Below are 20,883 nucleotides of genomic sequence, written 5' to 3'. Positions count from 1 at the left end.
GTACATGACCGCGTCTGCCGACCAGTTGGTGGAGGGCCTGCGGGCCGCGCTGAAGGAGAACGAACGGCTCCGCGGGCGCAACCGGGAGCTGACCGCGGGGACGGACGAACCGATCGCGATCGTCGGCACCGGCTGTCGCTATCCCGGTGGTGTCGCCAACGCGCGGGACCTCTGGCGGATCGTCGCCGAGGAACGGGACGTGATCACCGGCATGCCCGCCGGGCGGGGCTGGGACCTCGACGAGCTGTACCACCCCGACCCGTACGAGCCGGGCCGGTGCCATGCGCGGGGCGGTGGGTTCCTCGAAGCGGCCGACGCGTTCGACGCGGCGTTCTTCGGGATCAGCCCGCTGGAGGCGGCGGCGATGGACCCGCAGCAGCGGCTCGTCCTGGAGACCGCCTGGGAGGCCCTGGAGACCGCCGGGATCCGGCCGGGCGAGCTGCGGTCCACCCCGACCGGGGTGTTCGTCGGCGCGAGCGTCGGCGACTACGCGCCACGCGAGATACCCGAGGAGCTCGAAGGGCAGGTGCTGACCGGGAACGCGCTGAGCGTCGTGTCCGGCAGGCTCTCCTACCTGCTCGGCCTGGAGGGCCCGGCGCTCACCGTCGACACGGCGTGCTCGTCCTCGCTGGTGGCCCTGCACCTCGCGGTGCGCGCGCTGCGGCAGGGGGAGTGCTCGGTCGCGCTGGCGGGCGGGTCGACGGTCATGTCGACGCCGAACAACCTGATCGAGATGTCCCGTCAGCAGGTCCTCTCCGCGGACGGCCGGTGCAAGTCGTACGCCGCCGCCGCCGACGGCGCCGGGTTCGCCGAGGGCGCCGGGATGCTCGTACTGGAGCCGCTGTCGCGGGCGCGGAGCGCCGGACATCCGGTGCTGGCGGTGATCCGGGGCAGCGCGGTCAACCAGGACGGGGCCAGCAACGGCCTGTCGGCGCCGCACGGCCCCGCCCAGGAACGGGTGATCCGCGCCGCGCTCGCCGACGCGGGACTCGGCCCCGGCGACGTCGACGCCGTGGAGGGCCACGGCACCGGCACCCGGCTGGGCGACCCGATCGAGGCGCAGGCGCTGCTGGCGACGTACGGCCGGGGCCGGGCACCGGAGAACCCGTTGTGGCTCGGCTCGGTCAAGTCCAACCTCGGGCACACCCAGGCGGCGGCGGGCGTGGCCGGGGTGATCAAGATGGTCGAGGCGCTGCGCAACCGGTGGCTGCCGAGGACGCTGCACGTCGACGCACCCTCGGAGTACGTCGACTGGGCGGCCGGCGGCGTACGGGTGCTGGAGTCCGGCCGTACGTGGGACGGGAACGGCGCCGGGGACGGCGGACCGCGCCGCGCCGGGGTCTCGTCGTTCGGGATCAGCGGCACCAACGCCCACGTCATCCTGGAGGAGGCACCCGGCACACACGTCATCCCGGAGGAGGCACCCGGCACAAGCGCTGAGCCGGCCGGGAGCGCCGGATCGGCGGCGCCGCTGGCGTGGCCGGTCTCGGGGCGGACGCCGGAGGCGCTGCGCGCCCAGGCGGACCGGCTGCGGGAGTTCGTCGCCGCCCGGCCGCGGCAGGCCCGGGACGTGGCCCTCTCCCTCGCCGCGCACCGGTCGTCGTTCGAACAGCGGGCGGTCGTGCTCGGTACGGACACCGCCGAACTGCTCGCCGGGCTGCGCGCGCTGGCCGAGGGCGCCACGAGCGCCGACGTGGTGACCGGCCGGGCCCGCGACGACGTCGGCACAACCGTCTTCGTCTTCCCCGGCCAGGGCGCGCAGTGGGCCGGCATGGCGAAGGAACTGCTCGTCTCCTCGCCCGTGTTCGCCGCGCGCGTCCAGGAGTGCGCCGACGCGCTGGAACCGTACGTGGACTGGTCGTTGCTCGACGTACTGAGCGGCGACGCCGCGTCGCTCGACCGGGTGGACGTCGTCCAGCCCGTGCTGTGGGCGGTCATGCTCGGACTCGCCGAACTGTGGAAGTCGGCCGGGGTACGGCCCGCGGCGGTGCTCGGCCACTCCCAGGGCGAGATCGCCGCCGCCTGCGTCGCCGGGGCGCTCAGCCTGGAGGACGGCGCGAAGGTGGCGGCGCTGCGCAGCAGGATCGCCGCCCGGCTGGCGGGCAAGGGCGGCGGACTGTGGCTGCCGCTCTCCGCCGAGCGGGCCGAGGCGCTGCTCGGGCGGTGGCCGGGGCGGCTGTGGGTCGCGGTGATGAACGGCCCGGAGTCGACGGTCGTCACGGGGGACGTCCCGGCGCTGGAGGAACTCGCCGCGTCGTGCGCCCGGGAGGGGATCGACTTCCGTACCTTCTCCGCCGCGTACGCCTCGCACTCGCCGCGCGTGGAGGAGCTGCGCGAACCGCTGCTGGAGGCGCTGGCGGGCATCACCCCGCGCGCGGCGGACATCCCGTTCTACTCCACCGTGGACGTCGCCGCCGTGGACGGGACCGGGCTCGACGCCGCGTACTGGTACCGCAACATGCGCGAGCCGGTCCGCTTCGATCCGGCCGTCCGGCTGCTGCTCGACGCCGGGTACGACGTCTTCGTCGAGCCGTCCGCGCATCTGATGCTGGGCAGCGCCGTCCGCGACATCGCGGCGTCGGCCGGGGCCGAGGCCACCGTCACCGGCACGCTGCGCCGCGGCCACGGATCGCCGCGCCAGTTCCTGTCGGCCGCCGCCGGTCTCCATGTCGCGGGCGGCGCCGTCGACTGGTCCGCGCTGCTGCCCGGTGCGCGGGCGACGGAACTGCCCACCTACGCCTTCCAGCACCGGTCGTTCTGGACGCGGCCCGCGCCGCGGGCCACCGGGCGGTACGGCGACGACCACCCGCTGCTCGACACGGTCATCCCGCGCCCGGACGGCGCGGGCTGGACGATGACCGGGCGGCTCTCGCCGTCCGTGCACCCCTGGCTGGCCGACTGCGGTGGTGCGGCGGTCCTGCTGGAGCTGGTGATCGCCGCCGGGGACCGGGCGGGCTGCGACCGGATCGACGAACTGACGGTCGGGACACCGCTGGCCGTCGAGGCGGGCGGCCCGGCCGACGTGCATGTCACCGTGGACCCGGACGGCGAGGGCCGCAGCGCCGTCGTCGTACACCTCCGGCAGGGCAACGGCTGGGTCCGGGGCGCCTCCGGTGTGCTGAGCGCCGGCACCGGGCGCGCCGAGGTGCCCGTACCGGACGACGACGAGGGCGTCGTGGTGGCGGCGGAGGCGGCCGAGGAGCGGGAAGCGGACGCGTTCGCCCTCCATCCGACCCTGCTCGACCCGGTGCTGCGGCCCTTCGGCGCGCCCGTCACCCTCACCGGCGTGGACCTGCGGGCGGCGGGGGCCTCGGCCGTCCGGGTGCGGACGACGGTGGTGGACGGCGTGACGTCGCTGCTGGTCACGGACGAGTCCGGGATGCCGGTGCTGACCGTGGACTCCGTCGCCCCGCGCTCCCCGGCACCGCCCGCCGCGAGCGGTTCGCTCTTCCGGCTCGGCTGGATGCCGCTGTCCGGCCGCGCTCCCGTGGCCGGACGGTGGCGGGTCCGGGCCCTCGGAGCCGACCCGTGGGACCTCGCCCGGGACGAGGGCGGGCCGGTCGCGGAGCCGGTCACCGCGCCACCCGTCACGGTCGTGCCGTGTGTCGGCGTACGGGACGGCGTCACCGTGCCCGGTCAGGGGTACGAGGCCGCCCTGCGCGTGCTGAAGCTGGCGCGGGAAACCCTCGCGGACGAGCGGGCCCGGCTCGTCGTGGTGACCCGGGGAGCCGTCGCCACCACGGACGGCGTGGTGGACGATCCGGCGATGTCCCCGCTGTGGGGCCTGGTGCGCTCGGCGGCCTCGGAGCACCCCGGGCGGTTCCTGCTGGTCGACGCCGACCGGGAGGCCGGGGCCGAGGACGTCCGCCGGGCGGTCGCGGTCGCGCTGGAGCGGGACGAGCCGCAGATCGCGGTCCGGGCCGGGCGCCGGTACGTGCCACGCGTGACGGAGGATGCGGAGGCTTTCGTACACCCCACCGCGCCCACCGCGCCCACAGCCCCCGCAACCCTCGGACATCCCACCTTCCCCACGGAGGGAACCGTCCTGGTCACCGGCGGCACCGGCGCGCTCGGCTCGCTGGTGGCGCGCCGGCTCGTGGAGCGGCACGGCGTACGGAGCCTCGTCCTGGTGAGCCGGCGGGGGCCCGCCGCCGACGGCGCGCGGGACCTGCGGGACGGACTCACCGCGCTGGGCGCGCGGGTACGGATCGCCGCGTGCGACGTCGCCGACCGCGCCGCGCTGGCCGGGACGGTGGCGTCCGTCCCCGACCTGGCCGCCGTCGTCCACACCGCCGGTCTCATCGACGACGCGCCCCTGGCCGACATCACCCCGGAACGGCTCGCCGGTGTCTTCGCCGCGAAGGCCGAAGCGGCCTGGCACCTGCACGAACTCACCGCGGACCGCGGCCTGTCGGCGTTCGTCCTCTTCTCCTCGTTCTCCGGGCTCATGGGCAACGCGGGCCAGGCGGGCTACGCGGCGGCCAACACCTTCCTCGACGCGCTGGCGAGCCACCGCCGCGCCCTCGGCCTGCCCGCGCTCTCCCTGGCCTGGGGGCTCTGGCGCACCGTCGCAGCGGGCGGTCTCACCCCGGCGGACCTGGCGCAACTGAACCGGTCCGGCATCACGGCGATGACGGAGGAGACGGGGCTGGCGCTCTTCGACCGCGCCCTGGGCGCGGCCGGCCCCCTGGTCGCCCCGGTCGAGGTGGACCGGGCCGCGCTGCGGGACCGCGCCGTCTCCGGCGAACTCCCGGTGGTGCTGCGCGGACTGGTGCCCCGGCCCCGCCGGACCGTCGCGCGGCAGACCGGGACCGGCGAGTGGGACGGCCGGGAACGCCTCGACACGGCCGCCGAGTGGCTGCGCCGCCGCCCCGGGGTGACCCAGGCCGTCGCCGTACCGAGGGAGAACGGCCGCATGGCGGCGTACGTGACCGTCGAGAGCGACGCCGCCCTCGCCGCGCTCCACGCCGAACTGCCCACCTACCTCACTGCGGACGCCGTGGTGACGACGGCGGCGACCCGGCTCCCCCTCCCCGAGCACGCCCCGGCGGGGGAGCGCCCGCCGGGCACGGCGCGCGAGGAGCAGCTGTGCGGGCTCTTCGCCGAACTCCTCGGCCTGACCTGGGTGAACGTCGACGACGGGTTCTTCGACCTGGGCGGGCACTCGCTCCTCGCGACCCGGCTCGTCAGCCGGATCCGCAGCGTGCTCGACACCGAGATCCCCGTACGCGCCCTGTTCGACACCCCCAGCGTCGCCGGTCTCGCCGCCCGCCTCGGCGGCCAGGACCGCCGCCGGGCGGCGCTGGTGCCGATGGAGCGGCCGGACGTCGTACCGCTGTCGTTCGCGCAGCAGCGGCTCTGGTTCCTGTACGCGCTGGAGGGCCCTTCGGCGACGTACAACATCCCGCTCGTGCTGCGGCTGACCGGCGAGGTCGACCCGGTGCCGCTCCGGCAGGCGCTGGACGACATCGTGGAGCGCCACGAAAGCCTGCGCACGGTCTTCCCCGACGTGGACGGCCGCCCGCACCAGCGGATCCTGGAACCAGGTGCCGCCTCCCTCGACTTCGATGTCGTCCGGACCACCGAGGACGCTCTCGACGAGACGGTGGCCGCGGTGGCGTCCCGCGGTTTCGACCTGGCCACCGAGATCCCCGTACGGGTACGGCTCCTCCGGTACGGACCGGACGCGTCCGTGCTGGTCGTGGTGGTGCATCACATCGCGGGCGACGGCTGGTCCGTCGGGCCGCTGGCGCGTGACCTCACCACCGCGTACGCGGCCCGTCGCGCCGGCGTGCGCCCGTCGTGGCAGGCGCTGCCCGTGCAGTACGCCGACTACACGCTCTGGCAGCGCGGCCTCCTCGACGAGGGCGGAAACCTCCTGGCCGACCAGGTCGCCCACTGGACGGAGCGACTGGCCGGCCTCCCCGACCAGCTCGACCTCCCGTTCGACCGGCCGCGCCCCGCGGTGGCCTCGTACGCGGGCGACCTGGCCCGGTTCACCCTCGACGCCGACCTGCACCGGCGGCTGGTCGACCTCGCGCGCACCGGCGACGCCACCGTGTTCATGGTGCTGCAGGCCGCACTGGCCGCCCTGTTCACCCGGCTCGGCGCGGGGACGGACATCCCGCTCGGCGCACCGGTGGCGGGCCGGACCGACGACGCGCTCGACGACCTGATCGGCTTCTTCGTCAACACCCTGGTACTGCGCGCGGACACCTCCGGCGATCCGTCGTTCACCGAACTGCTCGCCCGGGTCCGGGAGACGAGCCTGGCGGCCTACGCCCACCAGGACGTGCCGTTCGAGTACCTGGTGGAACTGCTCAACCCGCAGCGGTCCACCGCCCACCACCCGCTCTTCCAGGTGGCCCTGGCGCTCCAGAACAACGAACAGGGCCGGTTCGAGCTGCCGGGCCTCACCGTGCGCCTCGACGTCGCGTCCACCCGGACCGCACGCTTCGACCTGTTCTTCAGCGTCACCGAGGAGACCGGACCGGACGGCGCCCCCGCCGGCGTGTCCGTCCTGGTCGAGTACGCCACCGCCCTCTTCGACGCCGGAACGGTCTCGGCCCTGGTGGCCCGCTGGGAGCGGCTGCTGCGCGCCGTCGCGGCCGACCCCGGCGCGGCCATCGGCGGCGCCGACCTCCTCACGCCGGAGGAACGGGCCGCGCTGCTCGCCGTACCCGAGCCGGTCACCGTCGACCGCCTGCTGCCGGACCTCTTCGAGGAACACGTAAGGGAACGGCCGGACGCCGTCGCCGTCGTCTCCGGGGACACCCGCTGGACGTACGCGGAGCTCAACGCGCACGCCAACCGCGTGGCCCGGCTGCTGCGCGACGAAGGCGTCGGCCGGGAGGACCGGGTGGCGCTGCTGCTGCCCCGCTCGGCCGGACTCGTCGCGGCGATCCTGGGCGTGCTCAAGGCGGGCGCCGCGTACGTGCCCGTCGACCCGGACTATCCCGCCGAGCGCGTCGCGTACCTCCTCGGCGACGCAGGCCCGAGCCGCGTCCTGGCGACGACGGCCGCCGTGGCCGCCCTCGCGGACACCGCGACGCCCGTCACCGGGGCCCTCGTCCTCGACGCGCCGGAGGTGCTGGCGGCGCTGGCGGCGTACCCCGGCACGGACCCGTGCGTGCCGGGCGACCCCGGGCAGGCCGCGTACGTGATCTACACGTCCGGCTCGACCGGCGCGCCCAAGGGCGTGGTGGTGCCCCACCGCAACGTCGTACGGCTGCTGGAGACCGCGCAGCGGTCCTTCCGGTTCGGCCCCGAGGACATCTGGACGATGTTCCACTCGGCGTCCTTCGACTTCTCCGTCTGGGAGCTGTGGGGCGCGCTGGCCCGGGGCGGCTCGGTCGTCGTGGTGTCCTACGAGGTCAGCCGGTCCCCGGAGAAGTTCGTCGGGCTGCTCGCCGACGAGCGGGTCACGATCCTCAACCAGACGCCGTCGGCCTTCTCCCAGTTGATCGAGGCCGACCGCGAACGCCCGCGGCCACTGGCCCTGCGCACGGTCGTCTTCGGCGGGGAGGCGCTGGACACCTCCCGGCTCGCCGCCTGGTACGAGCGCCACGACGAGCGGGCCCCGCTGCTGGTCAACATGTACGGGATCACCGAGACCACCGTCCACGTCACCCGCCTGGACCTGGACCGCCGCTCCGCCGCCGGGGCGGCACCGGGCGCGATCGGCACGCCGCTGCCCGACCTGACGGCCTATGTGCTCGACGCACGGCTGCGCCCCGTGCCGCCCGGTGTCATCGGCGAGCTGTACGTGGCGGGGGCCGGCGTCGCCCGGGGCTACCTCGGCCGCCCCGGCCTGACCGCGGGCCGGTTCGTGGCGGACCCCTTCGGCGCACCCGGGTCCCGGATGTACCGCACGGGGGACGTGGCGCGCTGGAACCGGAGCGGGGGGCTGGAGTTCGCCGGCCGGGCCGACGACCAGGTCACGGTACGCGGCTTCCGGATCGAGCCGGGCGAGGTCGAGGCCGTACTGCGTGCGCACCCCGCCGTCGCACAGGCGGTGGTGGTCGCGGGCGACAACCGGCTCGTCGCCTACGTCACCTATGTCGTCCCCGGCGACCAGGACACCGGCGACCAGGGCACCGGCGACCAGGACACCGGCGACCAGGGCACCACCGGCGACCAGGGCATCGGCGCCCTGCGGCGGTACGCGCGCACCCGGCTCCCGGACCACCTGGTGCCGTCGGTGGTGGTACCCGTACCGGAGATCCCGTTGACCGCGAACGGAAAGCTGGACCGCGCGGCGCTTCCGGCGCCGGAGCCGCCGGTCCCGTCAGTGCCGTCAGTGCCGTCGGAACGGGCAGCGGCCGGGCGTGCGCCGTTGACGCCGCAGGAGGAGATCCTGGCCGGGCTGTTCGCCGAGGTGCTCGGCGTGCCGACGGCCGGCCCCGACGACGACTTCTTCGACCTGGGCGGGCACTCGCTCCTCGCGACCCGGCTGGTCAGCCGGATCCGCGCCGCACTGGAGGTCGAACTCCCGGTGCGGACGCTCTTCGAGACGCCGACCCCGGCAGGGCTCGCCGAACGCCTCTCGGCGGGTGGCACGGCCCGGCCCGCGCTGGTGCGCCAGGAACGTCCCGAGGCACTGCCGCTCTCCTTCGCACAGCAACGGCTCTGGTTCCTGCACAAGTTCGAGGGCCCTTCGGCTACGTACAACATCCCGCTGGCACTGCGCCTGACCGGGGAGGTGAACCGGGGCGCGCTCGAAGCGGCGCTGAACGACGTCGTCACCCGCCATGAATCCCTGCGCACCGTCTTCCCCGAGCGGGACGGCCGCCCGGGGCAGCGCGTCCTGGACACGGAGCTGTCGCTGCGGATCGAACGGGTCGGCGCGGACGGCCTCTCCGAGGCGCTGGGGGCGGCGGCGCGGTACGCGTTCGATCTGGCGGGGGAGATCCCGGTACGGACGACGCTGTTCGAGGTGGACGAGTCGCCGTCAACATCGACATCGCCGTCGACATCGGTGTTGCTGGTGTTGGTGCATCACATCGCGGGTGACGGCTGGTCGATGGGGCCGCTCGCGCGCGATCTCGTCACGGCGTACACGGCCCGGTGCGAGGGCGCCGCGCCCGCCTGGGCGCCGCTCCCGGTGCAGTACGCGGACTACACGCTCTGGCAGCGGGCGCTGCTCGGCGACGAGTCCGACGCGGAGAGCCTGTTCGCGCGGCAGGTCGCCTACTGGACCGACCGTCTCGCCGGCCTGCCCGACCAGGTGACGATCCCGCTGGACCGACCCCGGCCCGCCGTGGCCTCGTACTCCGGTGAGGTCACCTGGTTCGAGGTGGACGCGGATTTGTGCGGTGCGTTGGGGGCGGTGGCCCGGTCGGTGGGGGCGTCGCTGTTCATGGTGTTGCAGGCAGGGCTGGCGGTGCTGGTCTCGCGGTTGGGTGGGGGAAGCGACATCGCGGTCGGATCGCCGATCGCGGGGCGGACCGACAGCGGGCTCGATGATCTGGTCGGGTTCTTCGTGAATACGTGGGTGTTGCGGACGGATGTGTCGGGGGATCCGTCGTTCGAGGAGTTGGTGGGGCGGGTTCGTGAGGCGAGTCTGGGTGCGTACGAGCATCAGGATGTGCCGTTCGAGTTGCTGGTCGAGCGGTTGAATCCGCGTCGTTCGTCGGCGCACCATCCGCTGTTCCAGATCGCCCTGGCCCTCCAGAACAACGAGGAACCACGCTTCACCCTGCCGGGGCTGGACGTCCGCCCCGAGACCGCGCTCCTGGACACCGCGCGCTTCGACCTGTTCCTGAACCTGGCGGAACGGCCCGACGGCGGCCTCGCGGGCGCCGTCGAATACGCGACGGAGCTGTTCGACCGGGACACCGTCGCCGACTTCACCGAACGCTGGCTCCGCGTCCTGCGGGCCATGGTCGAGCACCCGGACCGCTCGATCAACGACATCGGCATCCTGACGCCCGAGGAGAGCGCACCGCTCACCGCCGCCCCCGCACTGCCCGCCCCCGTCCGCACTCTGCCGGAGTTGTTCCGGGTGTGGGTGGAGCGGGATCCGGGTGCGGTCGCGGTGGTGGCCGGGGGGACGGAGCTGTCGTACCGGGAGGTGGATGAGCGGGCGAACCGTCTCGCTCACTGGCTGATCGGTGAGGTGGTGGGCCCGGAGGGTCGGGTGGTGTTGCTGCTGGAGCGGTCGGTGGATCTGGTGGTGGCGATTCTGGCGGTGGTGAAGGCGGGCGGTGCGTATGTGCCGGTGGATCCGTCGTATCCGGAGGAGCGGATCGCCGTACTCCTGGATGACGTGGATCCTGTGCTCGTACTGCGTGAACTGCCGGACGTGACGGGCCAGTCGCCGTCCGATCCGGACATTGCCGTACGACCGGAGAACTTGGCGTACGTGATGTTCACTTCGGGGTCGACGGGGATGCCGAAGGGTGTCGCGGTGACGCAGGCGGATGTGGTGGGCCTGACCTCGGACGGTTGCTGGGATGAGGCGCAGCGCCGGGTGCTGGTGCACTCGCCGCACGTGTTCGACGCCTCGACCTACGAGCTGTGGGTTCCGCTGACGCATGGCGGCACACTGGTCCTCGCGCCGTCCGGGGAGTTCGACGCGGCGGTGCTGGCACGGACCGTCGCCGATGGGCGCGTCACCGGACTGTGGCTCACCGCCGGGCTGTTCACCCTGATGACCGAGCACCACATGGACTGCTTCGCAGGCGTGGAGCAGGTGTGGACCGGAGGCGATGTGGTGTCGCCCGAGGCGGTCCGCCAGCTCTTCGAGACGTATCCCGGTATCTCGGTGGTGGACGGTTACGGTCCGACGGAGACGACGACGTTCGCGACCCGTCACGTCATGTCACGGGAGAACGCCCCGCACACCACGGTCCCGATCGGTGTCCCCATGGAGGCCATGCGCACCTACGTCCTCGACGAACGGCTGCGCCTGGCCGCGCCGGGCGTCCCCGGCGAGCTGTATGTGACCGGGGCCGGGGTCGCGCGCGGCTACCTCGGCCGTCCCGGCCCCACGGCGGACCGGTTCGTGGCCGATCCGTTCGGCGCGCCCGGGTCCCGGATGTACCGCACCGGGGATGTGGTGCGGTGGAACCGTGGCGGCGAGCTGGAGTTCGTGGGCCGGGCCGACGACCAGGTCAAGGTCCGGGGCTTCCGCGTCGAGCCCGGCGAGGTCGAGGCCGCGCTGCGCGAACAGCCCGAGGTCGCGGGCGCCGTGGTCGTCGCGCGGGAGAACCGCCTCGTCGCCTATGTCGTCCAGGCGCCCGACGCGGCCCCCGAGGTGGGGGAGGAGCAGGTGGACGAGTGGCGTGATGTGTACGACACGATGTACGGGTCGGACGAAGTCGGTTCGCTGGGTGGGGACTTCACGGGGTGGAACAGTTCGTACTCCGGTGAGCCGATTCCGTTGGCGGAGATGGAGTCGTGGCGGGCGGCTGCGGTGGCCCGGATCCGGGAGTCGGCTCCGCGTCGGATCCTGGAGATCGGCGTCGGCTCCGGGCTGTTGCTCGGGCCGTTGCTGAACGAGGTCGAGTCGTACTGGGCGACGGACTTCTCGGCGCCGGTGATCGAGCGGCTGCGCGGCCAGGTCGGTGGGGCGGAACATGTGGAACTGCGGTGCCGGCCGGCGGATGACGTGACCGGGTTGCCGGTGGAGTACTTCGACACGGTGGTGCTGAACTCGATCGTCCAGTACTTCCCGGACGGCGCCTATCTGGCCCGTGTTCTCGACGGCGCCTTGGGGCTGCTGGCGCCCGGCGGCCGGATCTTCATCGGTGACGTACGGCATCAGCGCACGGTCCGTGCCCTGCACACCGCGATACGGGCGGAGCGGGCCGAGTCCGTCGAGGGGTTGCGGACGGCGGTCGAGCAGGCGGTGCTGCTGGAGAAGGAACTCGTCCTGGACCCCGGGTTCTTCGCCTCCTGGGCCGAGGAGAAGAAGGTTGGCGTCGACATCCGGCTGAAGCGGGGTGAGCCGCACAACGAGCTGACGCGGCACCGGTACGAAGTCGTCATCCACCGCGACCCCGAGATGGCGACATCGTTCGCCGACGTACCGGAGCTGAGCTTCACCAGCCTGGACGAACTGCCGGACCCCGATGGTCCCGTACGGCTCACCGGCATCCCCAACCCCCGCCTGACCGGGGAACTGGCCGCCTCCCGGGCCCTGACCCGGCACGCGTCGCTCGACGACATCCGCGCCCACCTCCGCACGGGGACGGGACTGGACCCGGAGGAACTGCACACCTGGGGCGAGCGGGCCGGTCACCGCGTCGTGACCACCTGGTCCCCCGACGACCCCGCCATGTACGACGCCGTACTCCTCCCCGTGCGGAGCGCCGACCGGCTGACCGGCGTGTACCGCTCCCCGGAGGGCCGACGGCCCCGGTCCGCGCTGGTGAACAACCCGCTCGGCTCCCGGACCACCGGCCACCTCCTGGCCCGGCTGCGGGACCGGCTCGCCGGGCGGCTGCCGGACTACCTCGTCCCGACCACCTTCCTCGCCCTCGACGCGATCCCGCTGACCGGCAACGGCAAGGTGGACCGGGCGGCGCTGCCCGAACCCGGCCACCACCAGGTCACCGGCCGTGCCCCGCGCACCCCGCAGGAAGAGGTGCTGTGCGGACTCTTCGCGGAGATCCTGGGGCGGCCGACGGTCGGTGTGGACGACAGCTTCTTCGACCTGGGCGGGCACTCGCTCCTCGCGACCCGGCTGGTCAGCCGGATCCGTGCGGTCCTCGGGGTCGACCTGCCGGTCCGCGCGCTCTTCGAGGCGGCCACCGTGGCCCGGCTCGCCGCGCGCGTCCACGGCGGGTCCGACCGGCCCGCGCTGGCGCGGCAGGAGCGTCCCGGGGTGCTGCCGCTGTCGTTCGCGCAGCAGCGGCTGTGGTTCCTGCACAAGCTGGAGGGGCCGTCGGCGACGTACAACATCGCGCTCGCCCTGCGGCTCACCGGCGACCTGGACCGTGTGGCCCTGGAGGCGGCGCTCGGTGATGTCGTCGGACGGCACGAGACCCTGCGGACCGTGTTCCCCGAGATCGACGGCCATCCGCGCCAGCTCGTCACCGAGGACCGTCCGACCCTGCGTCTCGACCGGGCGTCCGAAGGCGAACTGCCCCAGGCGCTGGGGGCGGCGGCGCGGTACGCGTTCGATCTGGCGGGGGAGATCCCCGTAAGGACGACCCTGTTCGAGGTGGACGAGTCGCCGTCAACATCGACATCGCCGTCGACATCGGTGTTGCTGGTGTTGGTGCATCACATCGCGGGTGACGGCTGGTCGATGGGGCCGCTGGCCCGCGATCTCGTCGCCGCCTACACCGCCCGTCGCAACGGCGTCGTACCCGCGTGGGCGCCGCTGCCCGTGCAGTACGCCGACTACACGCTCTGGCAGCGCACCCTGCTCGGCGAGGAGTCCGACGCCGAGAGCCTGTTCAACCAGCAGGTCGCCTACTGGACCGACCGCCTCGCCGGGCTGCCCGACGAGTCCACCGTGCCGCTCGACCGGCCGCGCCCGGCTGTCGCCTCGTACGAGGGCGACACGGTGTGGTTCGAGGTGGACGCGGGGTTGTGCGGTGCGTTGGGGGCGGTGGCCCGGTCGGTGGGGGCGTCGCTGTTCATGGTGTTGCAGGCGGGGCTGGCGGTGCTCGTGTCGCGGTTGGGCGGCGGGAGCGAGGGGGATGTCGCGGTCGGTTCGCCGATCGCGGGGCGGACGGACAGCGGGCTGGACGATCTGGTCGGGTTCTTCGTGAATACGTGGGTGTTGCGGACGGATGTGTCGGGGGATCCGTCGTTCGAGGAGCTGGTGGGGCGGGTTCGTGAGGCGAGTCTGGGTGCGTACGAGCATCAGGATGTGCCGTTCGAGTTGCTGGTCGAGCGGTTGAATCCGCGCCGTTCGTCGGCGCAGCATCCGCTGTTCCAGATCGCGCTGGCCCTCCAGAACAACGAAGAGGCCCACTTCGACTTCCCGGGCCTGCACGCACGACTGGAACTCGCGCCCACCTACACCTCCCGGTTCGACCTCTTCTTCAGCCTCACCGAGAAGTTCGACGCGTCCGGTGCCCCGGCGGGCATCACGGCGATGGTCGAGTACGCGACGGAGCTTTTCGACCGGGAGACCGTGGAAGAGCTGTCCCACCGTTTCGTCGGCCTGCTGCGGTCCCTCGTCGCGCACCCGGCCCGCCCGATCGGCGCAGCCGAGATCCTCTTCCCGGCCGAACGTATGCGGCTGCTGTCGGCGCCCCAGGAACCCGCCCCCGCACTGCCCGCTCCCGCTCGCACTCTGCCGGAGTTGTTCCGGGCGTGGGTGGAGCGGGATCCGGAGGCGGTCGCGGTGGTGGCCGGGGGGACGGAGCTGTCGTACCGGGAGGTGGATGAGCGGGCGAACCGTCTCGCTCACTGGCTGATCGGTGAGGGGGTGGGCCCGGAGGGTCGGGTGGTGTTGCTGCTGGAGCGGTCGGTGGATCTGGTGGTGGCGATTCTGGCGGTGGTGAAGGCGGGTGGTGCGTATGTGCCGGTGGATCCGTCGTATCCGGAGGAGCGGATCGCCGTACTCCTCGATGACGTGGAACCTGTGCTCGTACTGCGTGAACTGCCGGACGTGACAAGCCAGTCGCCGTCAGATCCGGACATCGCCGTACGACCGGAGAACTTGGCGTACGTGATGTTCACTTCGGGGTCGACGGGGATGCCGAAGGGTGTCGCGGTGACGCAGGCGGACGTCGTGGGCCTGACCTCGGACGGTTGCTGGGATGAGGCGCAGCGCCGGGTGCTGGTGCACTCGCCGCACGTGTTCGACGCCTCGACCTACGAGCTGTGGGTCCCGCTGACCCATGGCGGCACACTGGTCCTCGCGCCTCCGGGCGAGTTCGACGCGGCGGTGCTGGCACGGACCGTCGCCGATGGGCGCGTCACCGGACTGTGGCTGACGGCCGGGCTGTTCACCCTGATGACGGAACAGCACCTGGACTGCTTCGCGGGGGTGGAGCAGGTGTGGACCGGGGGTGATGTGGTGTCGCCCGAGGCGGTCCGCCGGCTCTTCGAGACGTATCCCGGTATCTCGGTGGTGGACGGTTACGGTCCGACGGAGACGACGACGTTCGCGACCCGTCACGTCATGACGCGGGAGAACGCACCACAGGCCACGGTCCCGATCGGTGTCCCGATGGAGGCCATGCGGGCCTACGTCCTCGACGAACGGCTGCGCCTCGTGCCCCCCGGTGTCGTCGGTGAGCTGTACGCGGCCGGGGCCGGGGTCGCCCGCGGCTACCTCGGCCGACCCGACCTGACCGCCCCGCGGTTCCTGCCCGATCCGTACGGCATACCGGGGTCCCGGATGTACCGCACCGGCGACCGCGTCCGGTGGAACCGCCGTGGCGAGCTGGAGTTCGTCGGCCGGGCCGACGACCAGGTCAAGGTCCGGGGCTTCCGCGTCGAGCCCGGCGAGGTCGAAGCCATGCTGCTCGCCGAGCCCGAGGTCGCCCGCGCCGTCGTCCTCGCCAGGGCCGACCGTCTGGTCGCGTATGTCGTCCCGGAGACCACGGCCGTCCCCGAGGTGGGGGAGGAGCAGGTGGACGAGTGGCGTGATGTGTACGACACGATGTACGGGTCGGACGAAGTCGGTTCGCTGGGTGGGGACTTCACGGGGTGGAACAGTTCGTACTCCGGTGAGCCGATTCCGTTGGCGGAGATGGAGTCGTGGCGGGCGGCTGCGGTCGATCGGATCCGGGAGTCGGCTCCGCGCCGGATCCTGGAGATCGGTGTCGGCTCCGGGCTGTTGCTCGGCCCGTTGCTGAACGAGGTCGAGTCCTACTGGGCGACGGACTTCTCCGCTCCCGTGATCGAGCGGCTGCGCGGCCAGGTCGGTGGGGCGGAACATGTGGAACTGCGGTGCCGGCCGGCGGATGACGTGACCGGGTTGCCGGTGGAGTACTTCGACACGGTGGTGCTGAACTCGATCGTCCAGTACTTCCCGGACGGCGCCTATCTGGCCCGTGTTCTCGACGGCGCCTTGGGGCTGCTGGCGCCCGGCGGCCGGATCTTCATCGGAGACGTACGGCACCAACGCACGGTCCGTGCCCTGCACACGGCGGTGCACGCCCGGCGGGCCGAGTCGGTCGAACGGCTCCGGGGCTCCGTCGAGCAGGCGGTGCTGCTGGAGAAGGAACTCGTCCTGGACCCCGGGTTCTTCGCCTCCTGGGCCGAGGAGAAGAAGGTTGGCGTCGACATCCGGCTGAAGCGGGGTGAGCCGCACAACGAGCTGACGCGGCACCGGTACGAAGTCGTCGTCCACCGCGATCCGGCGCGGGTGGCGTCGGTGGCGGACGTACCGGAGCTGAGCTTCACCAGTCTGGACGAACTGCCCGGCATCGCCGGCCCCGTACGGCTCACCGGCATCCCCAACCCCCGCCTGACCGGGGAACTGGCCGCCTCCCGGGCCCTGACCCGGCACGCGTCGCTCGACGACATCCGCGCCCACCTCCGCACGGGGACGGGACTGAACCCGGAGGAGCTGCACGCGTGGGGCGAGCGGGCCGGCCACCGCGTCGTGACCACCTGGTCCCCCGACGACCCCGCCACGTACGAGGCAGTGGTACTCCCCGCCGGGCAGGACGGGCCGCTGACCGGTGTCCACCGTGCGCCGGCCGGACGCCCGCTGTCCGCGCTGGCCAGCAACCCGGTCGGGTCGCGCTTCACGGGCAGGCTGCTGGCCGGCCTGCGCGACCGCCTCGCCGCACGGCTGCCCGTCCACCTGGTGCCGTCGGCGGTCCTCGCCATCGACGCGATCCCGCTGACCGCCAACGGGAAGGTGGACCGGGACGCCCTGCCGGACGGGCTGCCCGCGACCACCGATCGCGCGCCGAGGACCCCGGTCGAGGAGGTCCTGTGCGGACTGTTCGCCGAGATACTCGGCCGGGCCACGGTCGGTGTGGACGACAGCTTCTTCGATCTGGGCGGGCATTCGCTCCTCGCGACCCGGCTGGTCAGCCGGATCCGGGCGGTCCTCGGGGTCGACCTGCCGGTCCGCGCGCTCTTCGAGGCGGCCACCGTGGCCGGTCTGGGCCGGCGGATCCAGGACGGTGGCGAGGACACCGCGTTCGATGTCGTCCTGCCGTTGCGGCGCGGCGGGACCCGGCCACCGCTGTTCTGCGTGCACCCGATCAGCGGGCTGAGCTGGACCTATTCCGGGCTGCTGCGGCACCTGAGCCCCGAATTCCCGGTGTACGGCCTCCAGTCGCGCGGCCTCGCCGACGGCGGCGAGCTGCCACGCTCGGTGGAGGAGGTCACCCAGGACTATGTGGACGAGCTCACCCGCGTCCAGCCGGAGGGGCCGTACCACCTGCTGGGCTGGTCGTTCGGCGGGATGGTGGCCCACGCGATCGCCGCGGAGCTGCAACGCCGTGGCGAGGAGGTCGCCCTGCTCGTGATGCTCGACGCGAGCCCGGCGAAGCCGTGGACGTCCGACGAACTCACGGTCGCCCGCGACATGGACCGTACCGGCGCCTATACGCGGATGCTCGCCGCGTTCGGTATCAACGCCGAGGGCCTGGCCGGGGAGAGCCTGACCCACGAACGGTTCCAGGAGATCGCCCGCGAGCGGAACATCGTGCTGGCGAGCCTGGAGGAGGACCACGTCACCGCGCTGATGCGGGTGATGCGGAACAACGCCGACATCATCGGCAGGCTCCGCCACGAGCCGGTCGCGGTCGACACCCTGCTGTTCGTGGCGGCGGACGAGCCGGAGCCGCTCACCGCCGATGTCTGGGCCGATTACCTCAAGCGGGAGGTCGAGGTGCATCCGGTGCCCTGCGACCACATCGGCATGACACTGCCGGAATCGCTGGCGGTCATCGGCCCGGCGCTGGAACGAAAGCTGCGCGCAGTGGCGCGGAACCGACAGGAAAGGAACAACTCATGACGAATCCGTTCGACGACGCCGACGGCTCCTTCAAGGTGCTGGTCAACGACGAGGGCCAGCACTCGCTGTGGCCCGCCTTCGCGGAGGTGCCCGCCGGGTGGACGGTGGCGCACGGCGAGGACACGCGCGCGGCCTGCCTGGAGTACGTGGAGCAGCACTGGACCGACCTGCGGCCGACGAGCCTGGTCCGCGCCATGGGCGAGGCCCGCTGACGGAGGGCTGCTGGCACGAGCCGTTGACGCGAACCGCTGACGGAGGCCGCTGACCAGAGCCGTTGACGGAGGCCACCGGCACGAGCCGTTGACGGTGACCACCGACAAGAGCCGCCGACGGAGGCCACCGACAAGAGCCGCTGATGAACCCCACTTTCGGAAGCCGCTGACCGAATCCCCTGGAGGGTGCCCCATGTCCGAACTCATCGAGGCCGTGCTGGCCGACGCTCCCGGCGAGCGGCTCGCCGGGCTCCCGGTGCCGGACCGCTACCGGGCGGCCTACATCCGTAAGCAGGACGTCAGCATGTTCGGTGCCGACGAGCAGGATCCCGACGTCCGCCGGTCCGTCCACGTGGGCGAGGTCGCCATGCCCGAACTCGCGCCCGACGAGGTGCTGATGGCGGTGATGGCCTCGGCGGTCAACTTCAACACGGTGTGGTCGGCCACGTTCAGGCCGGTCCCGACCTTCGCCTTCCTGGAGCGCATCGGCAGGCAGAGCGCGCGCGCCGCGCGCCACGACCGCCCCGAGCAGGTGATCGGCTCCGACGCCTCGGGCGTGATCGTACGGACGGGGGCGGCCGTGGAGAACTGGGTGCCGGGTGACCGTGTGGTCGTCAGCCCGACCTACACCAGCGGCCAGGTGACCTCAGGATCCGGTGACGGCATGATCGCCGACGACATCCTCGCCTGGGGGTACGAGACGAACTTCGGCGGGATGGCCGATTTCGCCGTGGTGAAGGCGAACCAGCTCCTGCGCAAGCCCGCGCATCTGACATGGGAGGAGTCCGCGGCCAACATGCTGTGCGGGATGACCGCGTACCGGATGCTGGTCAGCCCCAACGGCGCGCGGATGAAACAGGGCGACATCGTGCTCATCTGGGGCGCAGCGGGCGGCCTCGGCGGCTACGCGGTGCAGATGGTGAAGAACGGCGGCGGGATACCGGTCGCCATGGTCGGCTCCGAGGAGCGCGTCGGCCTCCTGCGGGAACTCGGCTGCGAAGCGGTCATCAACCGGCAGGAGTTCATGAACGCGCCGGGCGGCCTCAAGAACCCGAAGGTGCTGCGGCGGATGGGCGAGGCGATCCGGGGGCTCGTCGGCGAGGACCCGCACATTGTGTTCGAGCACACCGGCCAGGAGACGTTCGGCGCGTCCGTCTATCTCGCGCGGCGCGGCGGCACCGTCGTGACCTGCGGTTCCAGCAGCGGGTACCAGCACGACTACGACAACCGCTACCTGTGGATGAAGGTCAAGCGCATCGTCGGCAGCCACGGCGCGAACACGGCCGAGGCACATGAGGCCAACCGCCTGCTCAGTCTGGGGATGATCGTGCCGACGCTGTCGGTCACCTATCCGCTCACCGAGGCGGGCGAGGCGACCAGGGCCGTCCAGCTCGGCAGGCACGCCGGCAAGGTCGGCATCCGCTGCCTGGCACCGAAGGACGGCCTCGGGGTGGAGGATCCGGCGCTGCGCGCCCGGGTCGGCGAGCGGCGGCTCGGGCTGTTCCGTACGCACTGAGGACGGCGGACGGCCAGCGGTCGGCGGAGGACGGCCGTGGCGCCGGCCCCGTACATAGGGGGCCGCGGCGCCACGGGTCGGGACCGGACTGGACTGGTCGTGACCGGACTGGTCGGGACTGGTCGGGACGGGACGGGTCAGAGCGGAACGGCGACGCCGTTGAACGTCGTCTCGGGCGTCTGCGGCGTGGTGAAGCGGGCGTTGACCAGGTAGAGGCGGTCGTCCCAGCGGGCGACGGTGGTGGGTACGTCGAAGCGCGGGTCGGTGATCGTGCGGCGCAGGGTGGCGGAGCGGAGGCCCGCGTCGAGTGTGAACACGCTGATGAGGTTCAGCCGGTTCTGTACGACGTACAGCGTGCGGCCGAGCCGGAGGAGACCGTCGCCGTTGGCGACGTCCGCCGCGCCCTTCAGGGCCAGCTCCGTCGCGTGACCGGTTGTCAGCTCCACGTGGTAGAGCCTGCCGGGCTGGCTGCTGACGACGATCAGCCCTCGGCCGCCGGGGGCGGTGACGATGCCGTTGGCGTTGTTCACCTCGGGTGTCTGCACCCAGTCGCCGCCGAGGGGGAGGCTGCGGATCCCTCCCCTGCCCCCGGCCGCTCGCGCCCGACCGCGCGGGACGCCGTACAGCACGCTGTCGCGTGAGTCGGTGAACCAGGCGCGGTCGCCGAGCAGGATCACGTCGTTGATGAAGTGACCGGTCGCGGGCGTCGGCTGGTACGTGGCCACGAGGCGGCCGGTACGGGTGTCGAGGACCCTCGCCGATCCGCCGCCGCCTCCGGCCACGTAGAGCAGCCCGTCGTCGTCCAGTTCGACCCCGACGGCCGCCGTGCCCGTCTCGCCCGGGTAGAGGACCGCGCCCTCGCCGGTGCGCAGATCGGTGCGGTACACGGCGCCGTTGGCGCGCGAGCCCATGTACGCGTACGGCCTGCTCCCGATGCTGATCCCCTCGGGGAGGAAGCCGTCGGGCAGCGGGAACCCGGTCGGCCACGCGGGGGCCGGGGTGCCGGTGGCGGCGCTCGCCGGGCCGGTGCCGGCCGTCAGGGCGAGCGCCGCGAGGGCGGTGCCGCCGAGCAGGGCGCGCCGGGACGGGGAAAGCGCGGTGCGGGGGTGCTGGTGGGGTTGCTGGTGGGAGTGTTGGTGGGGGTGTTGGTGGGGGTGGTTCCGGGTCATGGTTCAGGGCCTCCGTGAGACGTGGGGTGAGGGAAGCGGGGAACGCTGCGGACTCGGTGACTCCAGGGGAGAACTCGGCCGGCGGGGCTTCGAACC

The 20,883-nt window shown here is 72.8% G+C and carries 4 protein-coding genes; 3 read left to right on the top strand and 1 reads right to left on the bottom strand.

The features are described 5' to 3' along the window. Positions 1–4 precede the first annotated feature (4 nt). The 3 genes from ACIBJC_RS27755 (at position 5) to ccrA (ending at position 19,618) form a co-directional block, all read left to right on the top strand. Positions 5–17,890 carry an amino acid adenylation domain-containing protein gene (locus ACIBJC_RS27755; RefSeq protein ID WP_399296980.1) on the top strand — a complete coding sequence of 5,962 codons (17,886 nt, stop codon included), beginning with the start codon at positions 5–7 and terminating at the stop codon, positions 17,888–17,890. Further along, on the top strand, positions 17,887–18,102 hold the full coding sequence (locus ACIBJC_RS27750) for an MbtH family protein (protein ID WP_399296978.1): 216 nt from the start codon (positions 17,887–17,889) through the stop codon (positions 18,100–18,102). Before ACIBJC_RS27755 ends, ACIBJC_RS27750 begins: the two co-directional genes overlap by 4 nt. A 193-nt stretch (positions 18,103–18,295) precedes the next feature. Then, positions 18,296–19,618, top strand: a complete 1,323-nt coding sequence (gene ccrA, locus ACIBJC_RS27745; protein WP_399296976.1) for a crotonyl-CoA carboxylase/reductase — start codon at positions 18,296–18,298, stop codon at positions 19,616–19,618. A 137-nt stretch (positions 19,619–19,755) separates the two neighbouring features. Here the strand turns inward: ccrA and ACIBJC_RS27740 are convergent, their stop codons facing one another. Beyond that, positions 19,756–20,787: a superoxide dismutase gene (locus tag ACIBJC_RS27740; RefSeq protein WP_399296974.1), complete on the bottom strand. Its 1,032-nt coding sequence runs from the start codon at positions 20,785–20,787 to the stop codon at positions 19,756–19,758. Positions 20,788–20,883 lie beyond the last annotated feature (96 nt).

This window comes from Streptomyces sp. NPDC050509 (assembly GCF_044457965.1).
In the GTDB taxonomy this organism is placed as follows: domain Bacteria; phylum Actinomycetota; class Actinomycetes; order Streptomycetales; family Streptomycetaceae; genus Streptomyces.
The sequence above is the reverse complement of the archived record's forward strand: the minus strand, read 5'-3'. Positions and strand labels throughout refer to the sequence as shown.

Bases quoted from the DNA above. Each gene is read 5' to 3' on its own strand.
- ACIBJC_RS27755 (WP_399296980.1), top strand. From the start codon at position 5: ATGACCGCGTCTGCCGACCAGTTGGTGGAGGGCCTGCGGGCCGCGCTG.
- ACIBJC_RS27750 (WP_399296978.1), top strand. From the start codon at position 17,887: ATGACGAATCCGTTCGACGACGCCGACGGCTCCTTCAAGGTGCTGGTC.
- ccrA (WP_399296976.1), top strand. From the start codon at position 18,296: ATGTCCGAACTCATCGAGGCCGTGCTGGCCGACGCTCCCGGCGAGCGG.
- ACIBJC_RS27740 (WP_399296974.1), bottom strand. From the start codon at position 20,787: ATGACCCGGAACCACCCCCACCAACACCCCCACCAACACTCCCACCAG.